This window comes from Stenotrophomonas sp. GSD10 (assembly GCF_056172695.1).
Window position 1 is genome coordinate 1959403 of record NZ_JAOCMC010000002.1, and the last position, 17160, is coordinate 1976562.

Genomic DNA, 17160 nt, shown 5'->3' on the forward strand with positions numbered 1-17160 from the left:
TTCAGGGGGACGCAGCCGGGTTCGCTGCGGTTTCGCGCGCGGCGATCCTTTGCACAAGCGAATCGACGGCCGCTTCCATGGCGTGCGCGGTCTGCTCGCCACTCTGGTTGGTGATGACGAAGATGCCCAGATCATGCTTCGGCATGATGTAGATGTAGCACTGCGAGCGGGGCACGCCGCCATGATGGGCATAGTAGGTGCCCTTCAGGCGATCGCCGGCAACGATGTTCCAGAAGTAGCCGACGCTGAATTCGTCGTCGAACCGGGCCAGGGTGCGGTGCGATTCCTTCACCACCGGCCCGTTGGCCAGTTGGAACTGCAGGTACTTCACCATGTCGGGCACGGTGGCCTTCACGTTGCCGGATGCTCCCCATGGCAACCCCGGCATGGGCGTGGTCGGCACCGGGTTGTCGCTGTGGTAGCCGACCGCCAGTCGCGAGGCTTCGGCGTCACTGAGGGTGATCGTGACGCCGGTCATTCCAGCCGCGTCGCTGAAGAACGCGCGTTGCAGCGCCTCATAGTCACGCCCATGGACCCGTTCCAGGAGGTGTGCGGTCAACTGGGATCCGGCACTGGAGTACGCGTACTCCTTGCCCGGCGCCCGGGGAATCCGCACGGCGTGCAGATCGTTGAGGAAATCGACCTTGCCGTAACCGGCGTAGAGGGCATTGAGTTCAGCCGGTGTGCGGTGATCGGTGAAGTCGGCCAGTATCGTGTTCGCGCGCTCGGGCAGCATGTTCGGCAGGCCACTGGTGTGCGTCAGCAGGTGGCGGATGCGGATCGGCGCGCCCTGGTACTGCAGGTTCGGATAGTCGCCCTGCAGGTAGGTGCGAACGTCGTCATCCAGCCCCAGCTTGCCTTCCAGCACCGCATTGGCCACCAGCGCGCCGGCCAGGGTCTTGCTCAACGAGCCGATCTCATAGAGGGTGGCATCGGTCGGCGCGTCGGGTTTTCCGGGCTGCATGGTGCCGCGATGACGGATGAACGTCTGGCCACGGTGGACCACGCCGATCGAGGCCGAGTGCAGCAACGGCTGCTCGATCAGGGTCTGGGCCACCTGGTCGATATCCGTACCCAGATCGTTGGCTGGCACCGTTGTATCGGCGCAGCCGGCGGCCAGCAGCGCGGTGGACAGGACGAAGGCATGAAGCCTCCATCGGGTTCGGGCCGTGTTCGGTGTGGCGTCCATGCGCTGGCACGTGGGAGCGGTTGGGGCGCTCACGATAGCGGATCGGCGGCGGTGGCCGGAGGTGCCATCCGGCACCTCCGACCGATCCGCCTCAACCCGGCGCTCAACCCTGCCCGCTTGCTCAGCGCTGGTAATCCTTCAGGAACAACCAGGTGATCAGCGTGGCATCGGGCCCCTTCGGGTCGGTGAACGGCAGCCCCGACTGGCTGCCACTCCAGGCATGGCCCATGCCCTGCACCACATAATGCTGGGCCAGCGTGCGGCCGCCGTAGCGGTAGGTATCCACGGTATAGGCGCGCCCACCCGGTACCTGGCCGTGATAGGTGCTGGTCGGCTGGTGCTTCACTGAATCGTTGTCCAGGCCATCATCGGCCAGGTCGTTGGTCTGCAGGAACTGGCGCACGGCCTGCTGCCCGTTGACCGGGTTGACGGTGAGATCGGCGCTGCCATGGAACACCAGTACCGGCAGCGGCCGTGGCGAGGGCGAGCCCGAGCACTGCCAGGCTAGGCGCCCGTTGCTGTCCGGCGAATAGATGCTGCCGGCCAGGAGCGCATAGGCGCTGCCGGAGATGGTGGTGGCGCCCTTGAACATGCCACCGGAATGGATGGCGCCGGCGGCGAACACATCCGAGTAGCAGGCCAGCATGATCGAGGTCATCGCACCGCCGGCCGAAATGCCGGTCACATAGACCCGATGCGGATCCACGCTGTAGTCGGCCTTCACCTTGTCGACGATGCCGGCCAGGATCGACGGCTCGCCGCTGTCGCGGGCCTGGTTGATCGGCAGCTGCCAGTTCCAGCAGCGTGCCGGGTTGGAGGTAACGTTCTGCCGTGGATAGACCACGAGGAAGCCCTCGGTGTCGGCCACATCGTTGAACCCCGAGGCCTCGCCCATCAGGTTCGGGCCGTTGACGCAGCCGTGCAGGACCAGCAGCAGCGGCAATGGCTGGGCGCCGTCGTAGCCGGCCGGTACCCAGACCTGATATTCGCGGGCACCGAACAGATTGCCGTACAGGGCGATGTCCCAGTGCCCGGCCGGCGCGGCAGCGAAGGCGCTGCCCATCGTGGCCAGGCCGGCGCACAGCACCAGCAACATCGCCTTGATTGAATCGACTGCGGATTTCATGGCCAGATCCTCCTGCATGAGTCGTGGATGACGGGGTACCGGGCAGCACGTGCGGCGGGGGGCGCGTGGCCAGTATCCGCATCCGCACGCGCCTGCCGACTGGACCTAGGTCCACTCGTGAGCGCCGGATGACACCGCTAGCCTTGGCAGCAGGGGTGGCATCGGGCCATCTGCAATGGACCTGCCTGGGGAGGATGGAATGAAACGGAACGGCTTGAGCCTGATGATCGGCATGCTGCTGGCCTCCGCGCCGGCGCTGGCGCAGGAGGCGCCGGCGACCGGACCGGCCACGGCCCGCTCTGCCACCCCGACCAACCTGGACAGCATCAAGGTGACCGCGCGCAAGCGCGAGGAAACCCTGCAGGAGGTGCCGGTGGCGGTCACCGCGTTCACCTCCGAGGCGCTGGACAGGATGAACGTGCAGGACATCAGCGACCTCGATGCGCAGGTGCCCAACCTGACCATCTATGCGGCACGCGGCGCCAGCAGTACGGTCACCGCCTATATCCGCGGCATCGGCCAGTCCGACCCGACCTGGGGCGCCGACCCCGGGGTGGGTATCTACCTGGATGATGTGTATATCGCCCGGCCGCAGGGGGCGCTGCTGGATGTGTTCGATGTATCGCGCATCGAAGTGCTGCGCGGGCCACAGGGCACGCTGTACGGCAAGAACACCATTGGCGGTGCGATCAAGTACATCTCGCGCGGCCTGCCCACCCAGACCGAAGGTTTCGCCCAGATCACGGTGGGCAACTACAGCCAGCTCGACGCCAAGGCCGCCCTTGGTGGCCCCATCGGCGGCGCAGACAGCGGCCTGCGTGCCCGCGTGGCGGTGGCCAGCATGAACCACGATGGCTTCGGCGAGAACACCTTCACTGGCCAGCCGGTCAGCGACAAGCAGATCAACGCGGCGCGCCTGAACCTGGGCGCCTACGCCGGCGATGACTTCGACGTGCAGTTTGCACTGGACTGGATCGATGACCAGTCGGGCATGCGCGGCTCGAAGATGCTGGCGCCCAACCCGTTCCTGCGTGCCTACCCACCAATGGACAGCCGTTACGACATCCGTTCGGGCATGCGCAACCTCAACAACGTCGAGACCAAGGGCGCGTCGGCCACGGTGAACTGGCGACCGGACGAAAACGTCGCCGTGAAGTATGTGGTGGCCAAGCGTGAATCGGACAGTGAAGCCAACATCGACTTCGACACCACGCCGATCAAGCTGGCCGACGTGGGCGGCACCTACCACGACGAGCAGGTCAGCAACGAGGTGCAGCTGAACTACGATGCCGGCGGACGGGTGCGCGGCGTGGTCGGCCTGTACCAGTTCAGCGGCGAGGCCGGTGGCCAGATCCAGAACAACTACTTCAGCGCACAGTTCGCCGACAACCAGGGCAAGGTACTGACCGACAGCATCGCCCTGTATGCGGACTGGACCTTCGACCTGACCAGCGCGCTGAAGCTTGACCTGGGCGCGCGCTACACCGACGAGGACAAGCGCGCGATCGTGCTCAACCGCCTCTACGCCGACCCGGGCTTCAGCCGGCCGGTGGCGGTGACGGCGGACTTCGACAAGAAGACGAACTTCAAGAACGTCTCGCCCAAGGTCTCGCTGGACTACCAGATCACCCCGGACATCATGGTCTACGGGCTGGCCACGCGCGGCTTCAAGTCAGGCGGCTACAACATCCGCGCCAATGCCGTGGCGGTGCCGCGCTCGGCCGAGCCGTTCGATGACGAGACCGTGGACAGCTATGAGGTGGGCAGCAAGATGGCCTTCCTCGACCAGCGCCTGTTCCTGAACCTGTCGGCCTTCTACAACAAGTACAAGGATATCCAGCTGTCGGTGTTCACCGGGCTGGATACCAATGGCGATGGCATCGACGATTCCTTCTTCGGCGACTTCACCAATGCCGGCGCCGGCACCGTCAAGGGCCTGGAACTGGAGTACCAGTACCTGCCCAGCCGGCACTGGCTGATTTCTGGCAACCTGGCCTGGTTGGACACGAAGTACGATGAGTACATCGACCGCGGCGTCAATGTGGCCGACCAGATGAAGTTCACCAATGCTCCGGACTTTTCCGGCGCGTTGAACGTGGAGTACCGCACCGACCTGGCCAACGGCGGCAATCTCTCGGCGCGGGTGAGCTACAGCTACCAGAGCGAGGTCTGGCCGACCACCGACCTGAGCCCGGTGATCCGCCAGGACGGTTATGGGCTGGTCAATGCCGGTGTGATCTGGCGGTTGGATGACGCCTGGACGTTCTCGCTGCAGGGCACCAACCTGGCCGACAAGGAGTACCGCACCACCGGTTACAACATCCCGGCGGTCGGCACCCTGATTGGCTTCTACGGACCGCCGCGCCAATATAGCCTGAGCGTCCGCTACGATTTCTAGGAAACCTCTGCATGATGCAGTCCTGCGTAGATCTGTACTGGAACAGCAGCGATGGCCTGCGCCTGCATGCGCGCGACCATGCCCCGGCCGCCGGGCAGGCGCCGCGCGGCACGGTGGTCTGCATCCCGGGCCTGACCCGCAACGGTGCCGACTTCGATGCGCTGGCCGATTCACTCACTGCGGCGGGCTGGCGGGTGATCGCCGTTGACCTGCGCGGGCGCGCCGGCTCGGAACGTGCGAAGGACCCTGCCAGCTACAACCCGCGCACGTATGCCGATGACATGGTGGCGCTGCTGCACTCGCAGAACATCGACTCGGCGGTGTTCGTCGGTACCTCGCTGGGCGTGCTGGTCACCATCACCCTCGCCTCGCGCGCACCGGGGCTGATCGCTGCGGCGGTGCTCAACGATGCCGGCCCCAAGGTGCCGCGCGAGGCACTGGCGCGGATCGGCAAATATGCCGGCAAGCCGGTGCCGCCGATGGATCTGCCGCAGGCCACCGCCTACGTCGAATCGATCGGCAATGCGGCCTTCCCGCGTTTCGGGCCGGACGACTGGCGCGCGATGGCGGTGCGCACGTTCCGGCCGCGCGGCGATGGATTGCTGGAACTGGACTACGACCCGGCGGTGATCCGCACCACCCGGCCATGGCTGCTGTGGCTGTTGCGTCCGGTGCTGTGGCGGGCGGTGCGCGGCCTGACTTCGCGGGTGCCGGTACTGGTGGTACGCGGCGCACTGTCGGACATTCTGCCGGCCGATGTTGCCCGGCAGATGGCCAGCAGCTCGGACACTGCACGCCTGGTGGAAGTACCCGAGGTGGGCCATGCGCCGATGTTGAACGAGCCCGAAGCGCGTGAGGCGATCCTGGCCCTGCTGGACCGGGTGCGATGAGCGACGGCGCGCTGCCCGCCGCGCTTGTGCCCCTGCAGCAGTGGGCTGCACGCGAGCGGCTGGGACGCGCCACGCAGCTGGCGCAGTCGCGCATTGATGCCTTCGCCGATGCAACCGGCGACCACAACTGGATCCATGTCGACCCGGCGCGGGCGCGCAGCCACCTGCCCGGCGGGCAGACCATCGCGCACGGCTTCCTGCTGCTGTCGCTGATGGTGGAGGACGACGTGGCGGCCCTGACCGGCTTCCCCGGCATTGCGCATGTGCTGAACTACGGTTTGAACAAGGTGCGCTTCCTGGCACCGGTAGCCAGCGGAGCCGAAGTGCAGGTGCGCTCGCGGCTGATTTCGCTGCAACCGCGCCAGCCCGGGCAATGGCTGCTGACCCAGCACAAGGCGGTCGAGCGGGTTACCGATGGCGCGCTGGCAGTGGTGGCTGAGCAGCTGTCACTGATCGTGCTGGCCGGCTAGCGCCGCCCGGTCCGGGTTCTCTCTACACTGGAGCGATGTTGACGCCTTCTGTCGTCCTGTTCGCCTGCATTGCGTGGACCGTACTGCTGTTCGGCGTAGCGCTGTGGGGCGAGCGCCGCGGGCATCGGCTGGCCCGGGTCTGGCCGGTGATCTATGCGCTGTCGCTGGCCGTGCACTGCACGGCGTGGACCTATTACGGGGCGGCCTCGCAGGGCGTGCAGTGGGGCGTCCCGATTCCGCCGACGCTGGTCGGCATGGCGCTGATCTTTGCCTTCGGCCTGCCCTTCCTGGCGCGCCTGGGGCGGCTGGCCAGGCAGCACAACAGCGCCACCATCGCCGACCTGGTGGTGGCACGCCTGCGTGCCGATCAGGGGCTGGGCATCACCATCACCCTGGTGGCGCTGTTGGGCATCATTCCCTACATCGCGCTGCAGCTGAAAGCGGTCAGCCAGGGCCTGGGGGCGCTGCTGGGCGATCGCTTCGCGCCTGCGGGCTGGCAGCTGGACATGTCCTTCTGGTTCGCGTTGACGATGGCTGCGTTCACCCTGCTGTTCGGGGCGCGCAAGGCCTCGGCCACCGAGCACAACCACGGCATCGTGGTGGCGCTGGGGCTGGAATCGATCCTGAAGCTGGTGGCGTTGCTGGCCATCGGCCTGTACGCCGCGCATTCGGTGCAGCAGGCCGGAACGCCGCTGCTGCAGAAGATGGCGCAGCTGCCAGCGCCGGCCGTGGTGCCGGACTACCTCACCATGGTCGCACTCGGTGCGATCTCTGCCTTCACCCTGCCCCACCAGTTCCACGTGGGCGTGGTGGAGCTGCGCCAGCCGTCGGACCTGAAGACGGCGCGCTGGATGTTCCCGGTCTACCTGCTGCTGATCGGACTGCCGTCGGTACCGATGGCGCTGGCCGGCAGCGCGGCGTTGCCTGCATCGGTAACGCCGGATCTGTATGTGCTGGCCCTGCCGCAGGCCGGCGGCCACCACCTGCTGGCCCTGCTGGCCTATCTGGGCAGCCTGAGCGCGGCCACCGGCATGATGATCCTGTCCGGCCTGACGCTGTCGATCATGCTCGGCAACCATGGCTTCGGTTCGCGCCTGCTGGGCGGGATCGAACGCGGCGTGGCCAGCGCCGACCTGCGGCCGCGCGTGCTGGCGTTCCGCCGCGCCGGCATTGTTGCCGTGTTTTTGATGGCGTGGCTGTACAGCCGCGCGATGAGCGGCACCGAGGCGCTCAGCGACTTCGGGCTGATGTCGTTCACTGCGCTTTCGCAGCTGGCACCGGCCGTGCTGCTGGCGGTCTATCGCCCGCGCACGCCCTCCCCGGCAATCATCGCCGGCATCGTGCTGGGCTCGCTGGCCTGGCTGTGGCTGGTGCTGCTGCCGATGGTGATTCCCACCGCATCGCCGTCGTCCGACACCGACGCGCTGCACTGGCTGAGCGTGGTCTCGCTGCGCCTGCAACCGGGGCATATCGCGCTCAGCATGGGCGCCAGCCTGGCGGTCAACCTGCTGACCGTGGCCCTGGTGGCGCGCGCGGTGCGGCCGGCACTGCCGCCCCGCCAGGACGCGGTGGCGGCGGCCTCGCTGCGCAGCACCGCAGGTCGTTTCCTGGGGCAGGAACGTGCGCGCCAGTTGATGGGAGGGCACGCCGGACAGCTGCTGGATGACGATCGGGTCACGGCCATCGAACGCGAGCTGACGGCGGTGGTCGGCGCCGGCATGGCCCGGCTGCTGGTTGAAGCCGCACGCGACGGCGGTGCCGCCCCGCTGGAAGCGGTCACCCGCGCGGTGGGTGAAGCCACCCAGGTGCTGCGCTTCAACCAGCGCCTGCTTGAGGCGGCGCTGGAGAACATGAGCCAGGGCATCAGCGTGGTCGATGCGCAGTTGCAGCTGGTGGCCTGGAACAGCCGCTATGCCGCGCTGTTCAAGTTCCCGCCGGAGCTGCTGCATGTGGGGCAGCCGGTGGTGAACCTGACGGCGTGGGCGCTGGGGCAGCTGGACATCGGCAACACGGCCGGTGATTCGCCCGCCAGGGCATTGCAGCGTCGCGTGGCGCACATGCGCCGCGGCACACCGCATCTGTCCGAGCGCGTGTTCCCGGATGACACGATCGTGGAGATCCGCGGCAATCCGATGCCGGGCGGCGGCTACGTCGCCACGTTCACCGATGTCACCGCGTTCCGTCGTGCCGAAGATGCGCTCAAGCGCAGCAATGAAACCCTCGAGCGTCGGGTGCAGGAGCGCACCGCGCAGTTGCAGCATGCCGTGCAGGAGGCCGAGCGCGCCAATGTGGCCAAGACCCGCTTCCTCACCGCGGTCGGTCACGACCTGATCCAGCCGCTGCACGCGGCGCAGCTGCTGACCGATGCGATGTCGCAGCACATCGAATCGGAGTTCCTGGACAGCTTCCTGCGCCAGATCCGCAGCGCCCTGGATTCCACCGATGACCTGCTGTCGGGTCTGCTGGACATCTCGCGCCTGCAGGCCGGCGGACTGGTCGCCGATCCGCGACCGTTCGCCTTGTCGAGCGTACTGGACCCGCTGGCCCGGGAATTTGCCGTGCTTGCCGCAGCCCGCGGGCTGCATTTCGGCTACGCGCGGACCCGTGCCTGGGTCCACAGCGATCCCCTGCTGCTGCGCCGGGTGCTGCAGAATTTCCTGGCCAATGCGATCCGCTATACCCGCCACGGCGGCGTGCTGCTGGGCGTGCGCCGGCAGGGGAGCGGTTGTCGATCGGCGTGCACGACAGTGGCGCGGGTATCGCCGCGGAGCAGCAAACGGTTGTGTTCGAGGAGTTCCATCGGGTCGACCGCAGCAACGGCCAGGGACTGGGCCTGGGCCTGACCATCGCCCGCGGCATCGCCGACCTGCTGGACGCACCGCTACAGCTGCGCAGCGCGCCGGGGCGCGGCTCGGCCTTCTCGATCAGCGTGGCACGCGCCACGCCACCGGCCACGCCAAGCACCGCGCCCGCGGCCATCGGCAACAGCACCCTCAAGGGCGTTCACGTGCTGATTGTGGACAACGACGAAGAGGCGCTGCAGGCGCTGCGGCAGCTGCTGCTGTCCTGGGGGTGCGAGGTCACTGCGGTGACGGACGCCTCAGCCATCGGGCCCTCGGCGCAACAGGCTGCGCTGTGGCTGTTCGACTACCACCTGGATGAGGGCGATACCGGCGTGGCGCTGTGGAAGCGCCTGGCGGCCCGGCACGGCCCCCGCCCCACCGTGATCCTGAGCGCCGATACCGGCAGCGCCACCCGCGACGCGGTGCGGGCGGCGGGCCTGTCGCTGTTGAGCAAACCGTTCAAGCCCCTGGCCTTGCGCTGGGCGATCAACCATCTGCTGGCAACGGCCAGCACCACCTGATCGTCAACGGTCCGGCGCTGCTTCGATCTGCCGCGACGGATCGGCGAGACCCATTTCGTGCAGCACGCGAATGGCCTGTGCGCGGTTGCGCACGCCCAACCGCTCCATGATGCGGGTCATGTGCGCCTTGACCGTGCGCAGCTGCACGCCCAGCCGATCGGCGATCTGCTTGTTGAGCAGGCCTTCGGCGACCAGGCCAAGTACCCGGTACTGATGCGCGGACAGGCTGGCCAGGCGCGCGGCCAGGTCGGCGTCCTTGCTGAAGGGCGCCACGCGTGCCACCGGCTCGCGCAGCAACGGCGGGATCCAGCGCTCACCTTCCAGCACCGAGCACAGTGCGGAGTGGAGTTCGGTCAGGCCCGAGCTCTTGGGCAGATACGCCGCCGCGCCGAGATCGAGGGCGCGTCGGATGACCTGCGGCTCTTCATTGGCCGAGACGATGATGACGGCCAGGCCGGGTTGCAGGGCGCGCAGCGTGGCCAATCCGGCCAAGCCGTGATTGCCGGGCATGTGCAGGTCGAGCAGGAGCAGATCGACCGACTGGTGTTCGAGGATCTCCAGCATTCCATCGAGTGATGCGGCTTCGCTGATCTGCAGGTCGGCAACCACCTCCTCCGCCGCGCGGTGCAGGGCCGCGCGGAACAGCGGGTGGTCATCGGCGATGAGCAGAGTGGGCATGTCCTGGCGAGCGTAGCAAAAGGCCGGCAGGCCGGCACGGGGACCTAGGTACGCTGGCGCGCACCGCTGGCAGGACTAGTGTGGGCTGACACACGCCGGCCGCAGGCCGGGTTCCCACAAGGAAGCGCCATGCCATCCACCTCTGATCACACTGCACATGCCTATCCCCTGCTGATCAAGCAGCTGCTGCTGACGCCACTGGCGATGAGTCCCCAGCAGGAGATCGTGTGCGGCGACCATGTCCGCTTCGACTACCGCACGTTGCAGGAGCGCATCGGCCGGCTGGCGGGCTTGCTGACCGCGCTGGGCGTGCGGCAGGGCGATACCGTGGCCGTGATGGACTGGGACAGCAACCGCTATCTGGAGAGCTACTTCGCCGTGCCCATGATCGGCGCGGTGCTGATGATGGTGAACATCCGCCTGGCCCCGGAACAGATTGCCTATACCCTCAACCACAGCGGCGCGGGGGTGCTGCTGGTCCATCGCGAGTTCCTGCCCTTGCTGGACAGCCTCGACGGGCAGCTGCCGGACATCCGCACGCGCGTGCTGCTGCAGGATGACGATGGCCCGGTGCCGGCCGGCTTCGCCGCCGAGTACGAGGCGGCTCTGCGCCAGGCCACGCCCGTCACGGATTTCCCGGAGTTCGACGAGAACACCCGTGCGACCACGTTCTATACGACCGGGACCACCGGCCTGCCCAAAGGGGTCTATTTCAGCCATCGGCAGCTGGTGCTGCATTCGCTGGCGGCGATGGCCGCGCTGGGCAGTGCCGCCAGCCAGGGCCGGCTGCACCGGGATGATGTCTACATGCCAATCACACCGATGTTCCATGTGCACGCGTGGGGGTGCCCTATGTGGCCACGCTGCTGGGCATCAAGCAGGTCTACCCGGGGCGCTACCTGCCGGGCACGCTGCTGGCACTGATCGCGCGCGAAAAGGTGACTTTCTCGCACTGCGTTCCGACCATCCTGCATATGCTGCTGGAGCATCCCGCCGCCGCGGGTACCGACCTGAGCCGCTGGAAAGTGATCGTCGGCGGCGCCGCGCTGCCGCGTTCACTGGCACAACGGGCGTTGGCGCGCGGCATCGACATCTTCGGCGGCTATGGCATGTCCGAGACCTGCCCGCTGCTGACCCTGGCCCAGATCGACATCGACGCCGCTGACGGGCCGGAGCAAGCGCTGTCGCTGCGCACCAAGGCGGGCATTCCGGTGCCGCTGGTCGACCTGCGCATCGTCGATGGCGACCTGCGTGATGTTGACCACGACGGCATCGCCACCGGCGAGGTAGTGGTGCGTGCGCCCTGGCTGACCCAGGGCTATCTGCACAACCCGGACGCCTCGGCCGCGCTGTGGGACGGCGGCTATCTGCATACCGGAGACATCGGCAACATCGATGGCGGCGGCTACCTGCGGGTCACCGACCGTATCAAGGATGTGATCAAGACCGGCGGCGAATGGATCTCCTCGCTCGCGCTGGAGGACATCATCGCGCTGCATCCGGCGGTGAGTGAGGTGGCGGTGATCGGCATCGCCGATACGAAATGGGGCGAACGCCCGCTGCCGCTGGTGGTCACCCACGCCGGCAGCGAGGTGACCGAGGCCGAGATCATCGAGCAGGTGGCGGCGCGCAGTCGCGCCGGCGACATCTCCCGCTACGCGATTCCCGAACGCGTGCAGTTCGTGGCCTCACTCGAGCGCACCAGCGTCGGCAAGATCAACAAGAAGAAGCTGCGCTGCCTGCATGACCCGGCGGTGGGAAGCCCTGGCTGAGGGCGGTTGCGCGCCTGCGGGTGGGGTGGCCGGTGCGTCAGGCCAGCTGGCGGAATCCAACGTGGGTGCCGGTTTCGTGCTCGTCCTCGATGACGAATGCCACCGCTTCATGCGGAAAGTGGATTCGCTGCTTGATGGTGCGGGCACCGTGCATGAACGAGCGCACCGCGAACAGGTAGGTGGGGTGCGAGGCATCAAGCTCGGAGCACACCACGCATGGCTGGCCAAACCAGGTGCCGTCCGGGCCCTTGCTGGCGTAGCACCTGCTGGTGGTGGATTGCGGGTCGAGTACGACCAGATAGCGCATGGCGGAATCCTGTAAGGGGGTGATCCACCGCAACGCTAACGGGCCAAAGGCCCGATGAACATCGTACTTTTCCGAAACTGCATCGCCAGTCCGGCAGGAGGCACCCGGCGTTCAGCCGGGCGGCGTCTCCTGCGCGAACCGGCGGCCATTCACGGGGTCTTGCCGTTGGACAGTACGCGCTGCTTGGCGGCTTCGAACTCGGCCTCGGTAAGCGCGCCGCTGGCCTTCAGCTCGGCCAGCTGCTTCAGTTCATCGGCAAGCGAGCCTGCGCTGCCGCTGCCGCTGCCCGCGCTGCCTGCTCGCGTCGCGGTTTCCGCCGGTGCCGGCGGCAGTGAGGCCACGGCCTTGGCGCACGCCGTACCCACCAGGTCCAGTTCGCGGCTGTTGCCCATTTCCAGGTACTTCACCTGGCCCTCTTCACCCAGGACCACGACAAACGCATTGGTTCCCACATAGCCGCCCATGCGGTTCTTGGCGTTCACCGTGCCGCAGGTCCAGTAACCGTCCACGGCCTTCTGCAGCAGCGGCCTCCAGCTGCCGCGCAGGAAACCGTAGGGCATGTCGATGCGGGCAGATTCCGGGTCGAACAGGCGGCCACGCACCGCTTCCTGGGCAATACGGCGGAACTGGCTCTGGTCGATCTCGGTGCGCTTATAGAGCGTTTCCGCCCCCGGCCAACGCTCGGTTGCTGCCACCAGCTCGGCGTATCGGTTCTCGCCCAGGTACTTTTCGATCAGCACCCGCTGCTTGCGCATGACATCGATCATGTTGCTGCGCGCGTCCGGCTCCCACTGCGCCTCGGCGATTCGCTGCTTCAGCGCTTCGTGGATCAGTTCGGCCTGCCGCGACGGGCCGATGCTCTTGGCGGCTTCGCCACACTGCGCCGCCAGCACGGCCATGCTGCCACCCAGATCCTTGCGTGCACTGAGCGTATCGGCGCACGCCTGGTAATTACCGCTCGCAGCGGCATCCAGGCCGCTCAGCACCGCCTCCATGCGCGACCGGGCATTGCCACACGGCAGCGACAGCTCCGTGCGGGTGCCGGCGCGTTCCACCACCACCGGTACGGTCACGTCGGGTCCGATACCCCTGAGCACGACACCCACTGCATCCTTGGATCTGCCGGCGACATCCTGGCCGTTGAGGGCAAGCAGGCGGTCGCCCGGCTGCAGTACGTTACCGCCGGAAACACTGGTGACTACCGCCGTGTCATTGGTGGTGGCCGCCAGATTGCAGCGATCCATCGGCTCTCCCAGCCTGCGCATCTCCTTGGCTGCCGCCTTGGCCTGACTCTTGAGCGAGCCGCTCTGCGCGGAACTGGTAAAAGGCGTGGCCAATGCTGCAACCAGCAGCAGCGATCCGCCGAGAATTCCGTTCTTCATTGCTTCCCCCTGGGAATCCGTTCGCATTGATGAATCCGGCGATTGTAGCGTGTGCCGATGGCCGGCAGCCGCCTCGCGCAGCGATGGCCTGGCGGACGCTACGGGTGCGCGTTGTGATCCTGTGCACTGTCGACCGGATCGACCAGTGCGCCCAGGACTGGGGCATGCCAGGGGTCGGTTACGATCCGCACGTGCGAGTAGCCCAGATCGATGAGCGCATACAACCGGTGCCGTCCATCGACGATGCGTACCCGTCCGTGTTCGCTGCCCAACCATGGGGTGTAGATCGGGGCGCCCTCAAGGATCGTCGCCATGGCGCCGTCGTACTTCCACGCCTTGAAGGTTTCGTCATCGCGCTGGAACGCCGTGTCCGCCCAAAGCGAGTTGCCGCGCAGTGCGTTGCGCAACAGGGTGAGGTTGACGCGCAGGTAGACCTGCTCTTCGGATTGCGTTGTTGTATTCAGGTAATGGGGATAGTCCTTCGTCGCGGCCCCCGCACCTTCCCATGCACGTCTCCATGCGGATGAGTGGAATCCATTGCTGCTCCATTTCCTGTGGTCGCTCCCGCTAGCGGCCGCAGACCGGCATTCTTGAGCCCTCACCCAAAGCGCTGCATCCATCTGCGTGCCGGCAACGTAGCTTAGGTGCCCGCATCTGGTGGGCGCCCAATCGAGGGACGTACCGTGAACGTTCTCCAGCGTATTGCCACTGCCGCAGGTCTGGCTGTATTCGCTTCCGCCGCAACGATCAGCTTTGCAGCCGGCCCGGTCATGGTCGGTGGTGCAGAGATGTATCCGACCCGCACCATCGTCGCCAATGCGGTCAATTCCAAGGACCACACCACCCTGGTGGCTGCCGTGAAGGCCGCCGGCCTGGTTGACACCCTGAATGGTGCAGGCCCCTTCACCGTTTTCGCACCCACCAATGCGGCCTTCAACAAGCTGCCGCCCGGTACGGTGGATACGCTGGTGAAGCCTGAAAACAAGGCCCAGCTGACCCGGATCCTCACCTACCACGTGGTGCCCGGCAACTACAGCGCCATGCAGCTGATGGCCGATGCCCGGAAGCATGGCGGCAAGGCCACCCTGAAAACCGTCGAAGGTGAGCCACTGACCGTTGCGCTGCACGACGGAAAGCTGTGGCTTGTCGATGCCAAGGGCGGAAAGGTCGCGGTCAGCATTGCCGACGTCGCCCAGTCCAATGGCGTGATCCATGTAATTGATTCGGTACTGATGCCGAAGTAGCGGCGGCACTGCGGCGGATACGCTCGCCGTGTCCGCCGTGGCCGTCTGTCTGCGTGACGCGTCACGCCAGCGTTCACACCCTGCCGCCACGTGCTCGGCAATAGTGGCGTTCTCCCGCCTTGGAAGGTGAAACCCTGATCCTGATGCGCTACCGGCACTGGCCCCGACCGTTACGCGTGGCGCTGCGCGCACTGCTTGTGGTCTATGCCGTCTATCTGCTGGCCGGCAACCTGTTCCTCAATACACCGCTGTTCGATCAGGTCACCAACCGTAAGCCCCAGAAATTCGTGATGACCACGGGTCCGGCCATCACCGTGCTGCCCGGGCATGTCATTGCCTGGAACGTGCATATGCGCGGGCATGTGAACCATACGGTGTACGTGCTGCACGCCGAGCGCGCCAGCGCCCGGCTGGCCGTGCTGCCGCTGTTCCAGCGCCAGGTGCGGGTGCCACGACTGCAGGCCACCGGCGTTTCAGCCGAGATCAGCCGCGTGCAGGAGGCCATTCCCTCGCCACCGCGCAGCGACCAGGGCTGGACACTGCGCTTTGATGCGATTCACAGCGACAGCATCCGCAGCGCCCGCTTTGGCAAACTGCTGATCATCGGTCAGGGCCAGGGCACGGTCGGTTTCGTCAAGCAGCTGCGCGGTGGCCCGTCGGAACTGCTCGACTCCACCGTCACCTTCAAGGAAGCCGACACCAGCTTCGATGGCGTGCAGTTGCTGGGCGACATGAACCTCACTGCGCGCTTCAGCTATCCGCGCCACTATCGCGACCAGGCGCCGGGCCTGGCCAAATTGAAGCTGCTGACCGCCGCGCTGAGCGTCGATGCCCGCAGCCAGGGCCTGCGCATGGATACCGAGGCGCTGCGGCCGAAGGTTGCCAGCTCGCCCGTGGCCGGCCGGCTGCGCGCCGAGTTGCATCTTGCCAACGGGCAGCTCCAGCCCGGTGACCATGCGCTCTGGCATGTGCCCTTGCAGATGGGCGACGGTGCACCCGATCGCGGCGTGCTCGCGCTCCAGCTGAATGTGGCCGACGATCTGCGCCTGCAGGCGCGCCTGCCGCCACGAACGGGCTCGGGTGCCGAAGTCGACGCGGACCTGCATATCCTCGGCCGCGACATCCCGTTCCAGCAGCCCTCCCAGCTGCTGGAGCGCAGCTCAGGCACGGTGCGTGGCGAATGGGCCTTCACGTCGCTCAACTGGATCCCTGCCCTGTTCGTGCGCAAGCCCTGGCTGCAACTGGACGGCGGCGGCACGCTGAAAGCCGACCTGCGCCTGCGCAATGGCGAGCTGATCGAAGGCAGTACGGTGGACATTCCTGCCGCTGAGGCGGTGGCCGAGGTCGCCGGCGTTCGTCTCGCCGGCACGGCCAGTGCACATGGCGAGTTGAAGGCAGGCACACCCCGCCAGGCGCTGCTTGCGGTGCGCCTGCCACGCTTCAGCGCACGCCCGAGCGACGCCAGGGACGTGCGACTGTTCGATGGCCGGGACCTTGCGCTGGACCTGAGTGGCGATGGACGCCTGCAGGAACTGCGCAAGGGTGTACGCGCACGGCTGCGCTTCAGCGAGGCCGACATTCCCGATCTGGCCGCCTACAACCGCTATCTGGGCAGCCGGCAGGTCCGACTGCTGAAAGGCTCGGGCGTGCTGACCGGTGATGTCACGCTGGATACCGAAGGCCGCGTCGGCCACGGCAGCGCACGCCTGCTCGGACGCAGTGCGAGGGCCGAGGTGGCCGGCTTGGGCATGGGCGGTGACATTGAAGTGAATGCCACGCTGCGACGGGGCGATTTCAGCCAACGCCATTTCGACCTGTCCGGCACCTCCGTCGCGCTGCGTAATGTGCAGGTCGATGGGGCACCGCGCACGACGTCCTGGCAAGGCGATGTGGCCTTCCGCCAGGGACGCATCGACGCGCAATCCCCGTTCCAGGTGGATGCCACCACTGACCTCACGCTCAGTGATGCCCGGCCCTTGCTGGCGCTGTTTGCCGAGCGCACCGACTACCCGCGCTGGACACTGTCGCTGCTGGATTCGGGCCGGGTGGACGCGCAGGCGCGACTGCAATGGCGCCCGGGCCATCTGGTCGTGGATGGCCTGAGGGCGGAGAACCAGCGCTTGTCGGTGCGTGCACGGCTGGACCTGCTGGAGCGCCGCAAGCGCGGCGACCTCTATCTGCGCTGGGGCGTGCTCGGTGCAGGCGTCGAGCTGGAGGGCGACCGGCGTCAATGGCACCTGATCAACGCGCGCGAGTGGTTTGATCAGCGCCCGCCGCTGCTGCCTTCCAGCGACGGGCCGGGTGCCACCGGCGCTGGAGGCTGATCTGCCCTGCCGGCCC

11 protein-coding genes and 2 pseudogenes are annotated in these 17160 nt (G+C 67.0%); 7 read left to right on the top strand and 6 right to left on the bottom strand.

Annotated features, from left to right (window positions below):
- Position 1 precedes the first annotated feature (1 nt).
- The gene (locus N4G47_RS09320; RefSeq protein ID WP_475286663.1) at positions 2–1189 is read right to left on the bottom strand and encodes a serine hydrolase domain-containing protein; all 1188 of its coding nucleotides are present in this window, start codon (positions 1187–1189) and stop codon (positions 2–4) included.
- Positions 1190–1310: 121 nt separating this feature from the next.
- Complete coding sequence (locus N4G47_RS09325) at positions 1311–2315, bottom strand: extracellular catalytic domain type 1 short-chain-length polyhydroxyalkanoate depolymerase (protein ID WP_475286665.1); 1005 nt, start codon at positions 2313–2315, stop codon at positions 1311–1313.
- A gap of 199 nt (positions 2316–2514) precedes the next feature.
- Between N4G47_RS09325 and N4G47_RS09330 the strand changes: the two genes are divergently transcribed.
- The 4 genes and pseudogenes from N4G47_RS09330 (at position 2515) to N4G47_RS09345 (ending at position 9437) form a co-directional block, all read left to right on the top strand.
- Positions 2515–4713, top strand: a complete 2199-nt coding sequence (locus N4G47_RS09330; protein ID WP_475286667.1) for a TonB-dependent receptor — start codon at positions 2515–2517, stop codon at positions 4711–4713.
- A gap of 11 nt (positions 4714–4724) precedes the next feature.
- On the top strand, positions 4725–5603 hold the full coding sequence (locus N4G47_RS09335; protein ID WP_475286669.1) for an alpha/beta fold hydrolase: 879 nt from the start codon (positions 4725–4727) through the stop codon (positions 5601–5603).
- Positions 5600–6073, top strand: coding sequence for a MaoC/PaaZ C-terminal domain-containing protein (locus N4G47_RS09340; RefSeq protein ID WP_475286672.1), 474 nt, complete (start codon positions 5600–5602; stop codon positions 6071–6073). The genes N4G47_RS09335 and N4G47_RS09340 overlap by 4 nt, the downstream gene beginning before the upstream one ends.
- Positions 6074–6108: 35 nt before the next feature.
- Positions 6109–9437, top strand: a pseudogene (locus N4G47_RS09345) (PAS-domain containing protein).
- Positions 9438–9440: 3 nt separating this feature from the next.
- Here N4G47_RS09345 and N4G47_RS09350 read toward each other — a convergent pair.
- On the bottom strand, positions 9441–10115 hold the full coding sequence (locus tag N4G47_RS09350; protein ID WP_475286674.1) for a response regulator transcription factor: 675 nt from the start codon (positions 10113–10115) through the stop codon (positions 9441–9443).
- Between the two features lie 129 nt (positions 10116–10244).
- Here N4G47_RS09350 and N4G47_RS09355 point away from each other — a divergent pair.
- Positions 10245–11887, top strand: a pseudogene (locus N4G47_RS09355) (fatty acid--CoA ligase).
- 37 nt (positions 11888–11924) lie between these two features.
- Here N4G47_RS09355 and N4G47_RS09360 read toward each other — a convergent pair.
- The 3 genes from N4G47_RS09360 to N4G47_RS09370 all read right to left on the bottom strand — a co-directional run bounded on the left by N4G47_RS09360 (position 11925) and on the right by N4G47_RS09370 (position 14196).
- Positions 11925–12194, bottom strand: a complete 270-nt coding sequence (locus N4G47_RS09360) for a hypothetical protein (RefSeq protein ID WP_475286676.1) — start codon at positions 12192–12194, stop codon at positions 11925–11927.
- A gap of 149 nt (positions 12195–12343) precedes the next feature.
- Positions 12344–13576: an SHOCT domain-containing protein gene (locus N4G47_RS09365; RefSeq protein ID WP_475286678.1), complete on the bottom strand. Its 1233-nt coding sequence runs from the start codon at positions 13574–13576 to the stop codon at positions 12344–12346.
- Positions 13577–13674: 98 nt separating this feature from the next.
- Entirely contained in the window at positions 13675–14196 is a 522-nt protein-coding gene (locus N4G47_RS09370) for a hypothetical protein (protein WP_475286680.1), read from the bottom strand.
- A gap of 63 nt (positions 14197–14259) precedes the next feature.
- Here N4G47_RS09370 and N4G47_RS09375 point away from each other — a divergent pair, with 63 nt between their 5' ends.
- Complete coding sequence (locus tag N4G47_RS09375) at positions 14260–14820, top strand: fasciclin domain-containing protein (protein ID WP_475289919.1); 561 nt, start codon at positions 14260–14262, stop codon at positions 14818–14820.
- Positions 14821–14963: 143 nt separating this feature from the next.
- The gene (locus tag N4G47_RS09380; protein ID WP_475289920.1) at positions 14964–17144 is read left to right on the top strand and encodes an AsmA family protein; all 2181 of its coding nucleotides are present in this window, start codon (positions 14964–14966) and stop codon (positions 17142–17144) included.
- The last annotated feature ends 16 nt before the right edge of the window (positions 17145–17160 follow it).

What these genes read in the sequence shown, in the direction of transcription:
- N4G47_RS09320 (WP_475286663.1), bottom strand. Translation starts at nt 1,189, where the DNA reads ATGGACGCCACACCGAACACGGCCCGAACCCGATGGAGGCTTCATGCC.
- N4G47_RS09350 (WP_475286674.1), bottom strand. Translation starts at nt 10,115, where the DNA reads ATGCCCACTCTGCTCATCGCCGATGACCACCCGCTGTTCCGCGCGGCC.
- N4G47_RS09340 (WP_475286672.1), top strand. Translation starts at nt 5,600, where the DNA reads ATGAGCGACGGCGCGCTGCCCGCCGCGCTTGTGCCCCTGCAGCAGTGG.
- N4G47_RS09360 (WP_475286676.1), bottom strand. Translation starts at nt 12,194, where the DNA reads ATGCGCTATCTGGTCGTACTCGACCCGCAATCCACCACCAGCAGGTGC.
- N4G47_RS09365 (WP_475286678.1), bottom strand. Translation starts at nt 13,576, where the DNA reads ATGAAGAACGGAATTCTCGGCGGATCGCTGCTGCTGGTTGCAGCATTG.
- N4G47_RS09335 (WP_475286669.1), top strand. Translation starts at nt 4,725, where the DNA reads ATGATGCAGTCCTGCGTAGATCTGTACTGGAACAGCAGCGATGGCCTG.
- N4G47_RS09380 (WP_475289920.1), top strand. Translation starts at nt 14,964, where the DNA reads ATGCGCTACCGGCACTGGCCCCGACCGTTACGCGTGGCGCTGCGCGCA.
- N4G47_RS09330 (WP_475286667.1), top strand. Translation starts at nt 2,515, where the DNA reads ATGAAACGGAACGGCTTGAGCCTGATGATCGGCATGCTGCTGGCCTCC.
- N4G47_RS09370 (WP_475286680.1), bottom strand. Translation starts at nt 14,196, where the DNA reads ATGGATGCAGCGCTTTGGGTGAGGGCTCAAGAATGCCGGTCTGCGGCC.
- N4G47_RS09325 (WP_475286665.1), bottom strand. Translation starts at nt 2,315, where the DNA reads ATGAAATCCGCAGTCGATTCAATCAAGGCGATGTTGCTGGTGCTGTGC.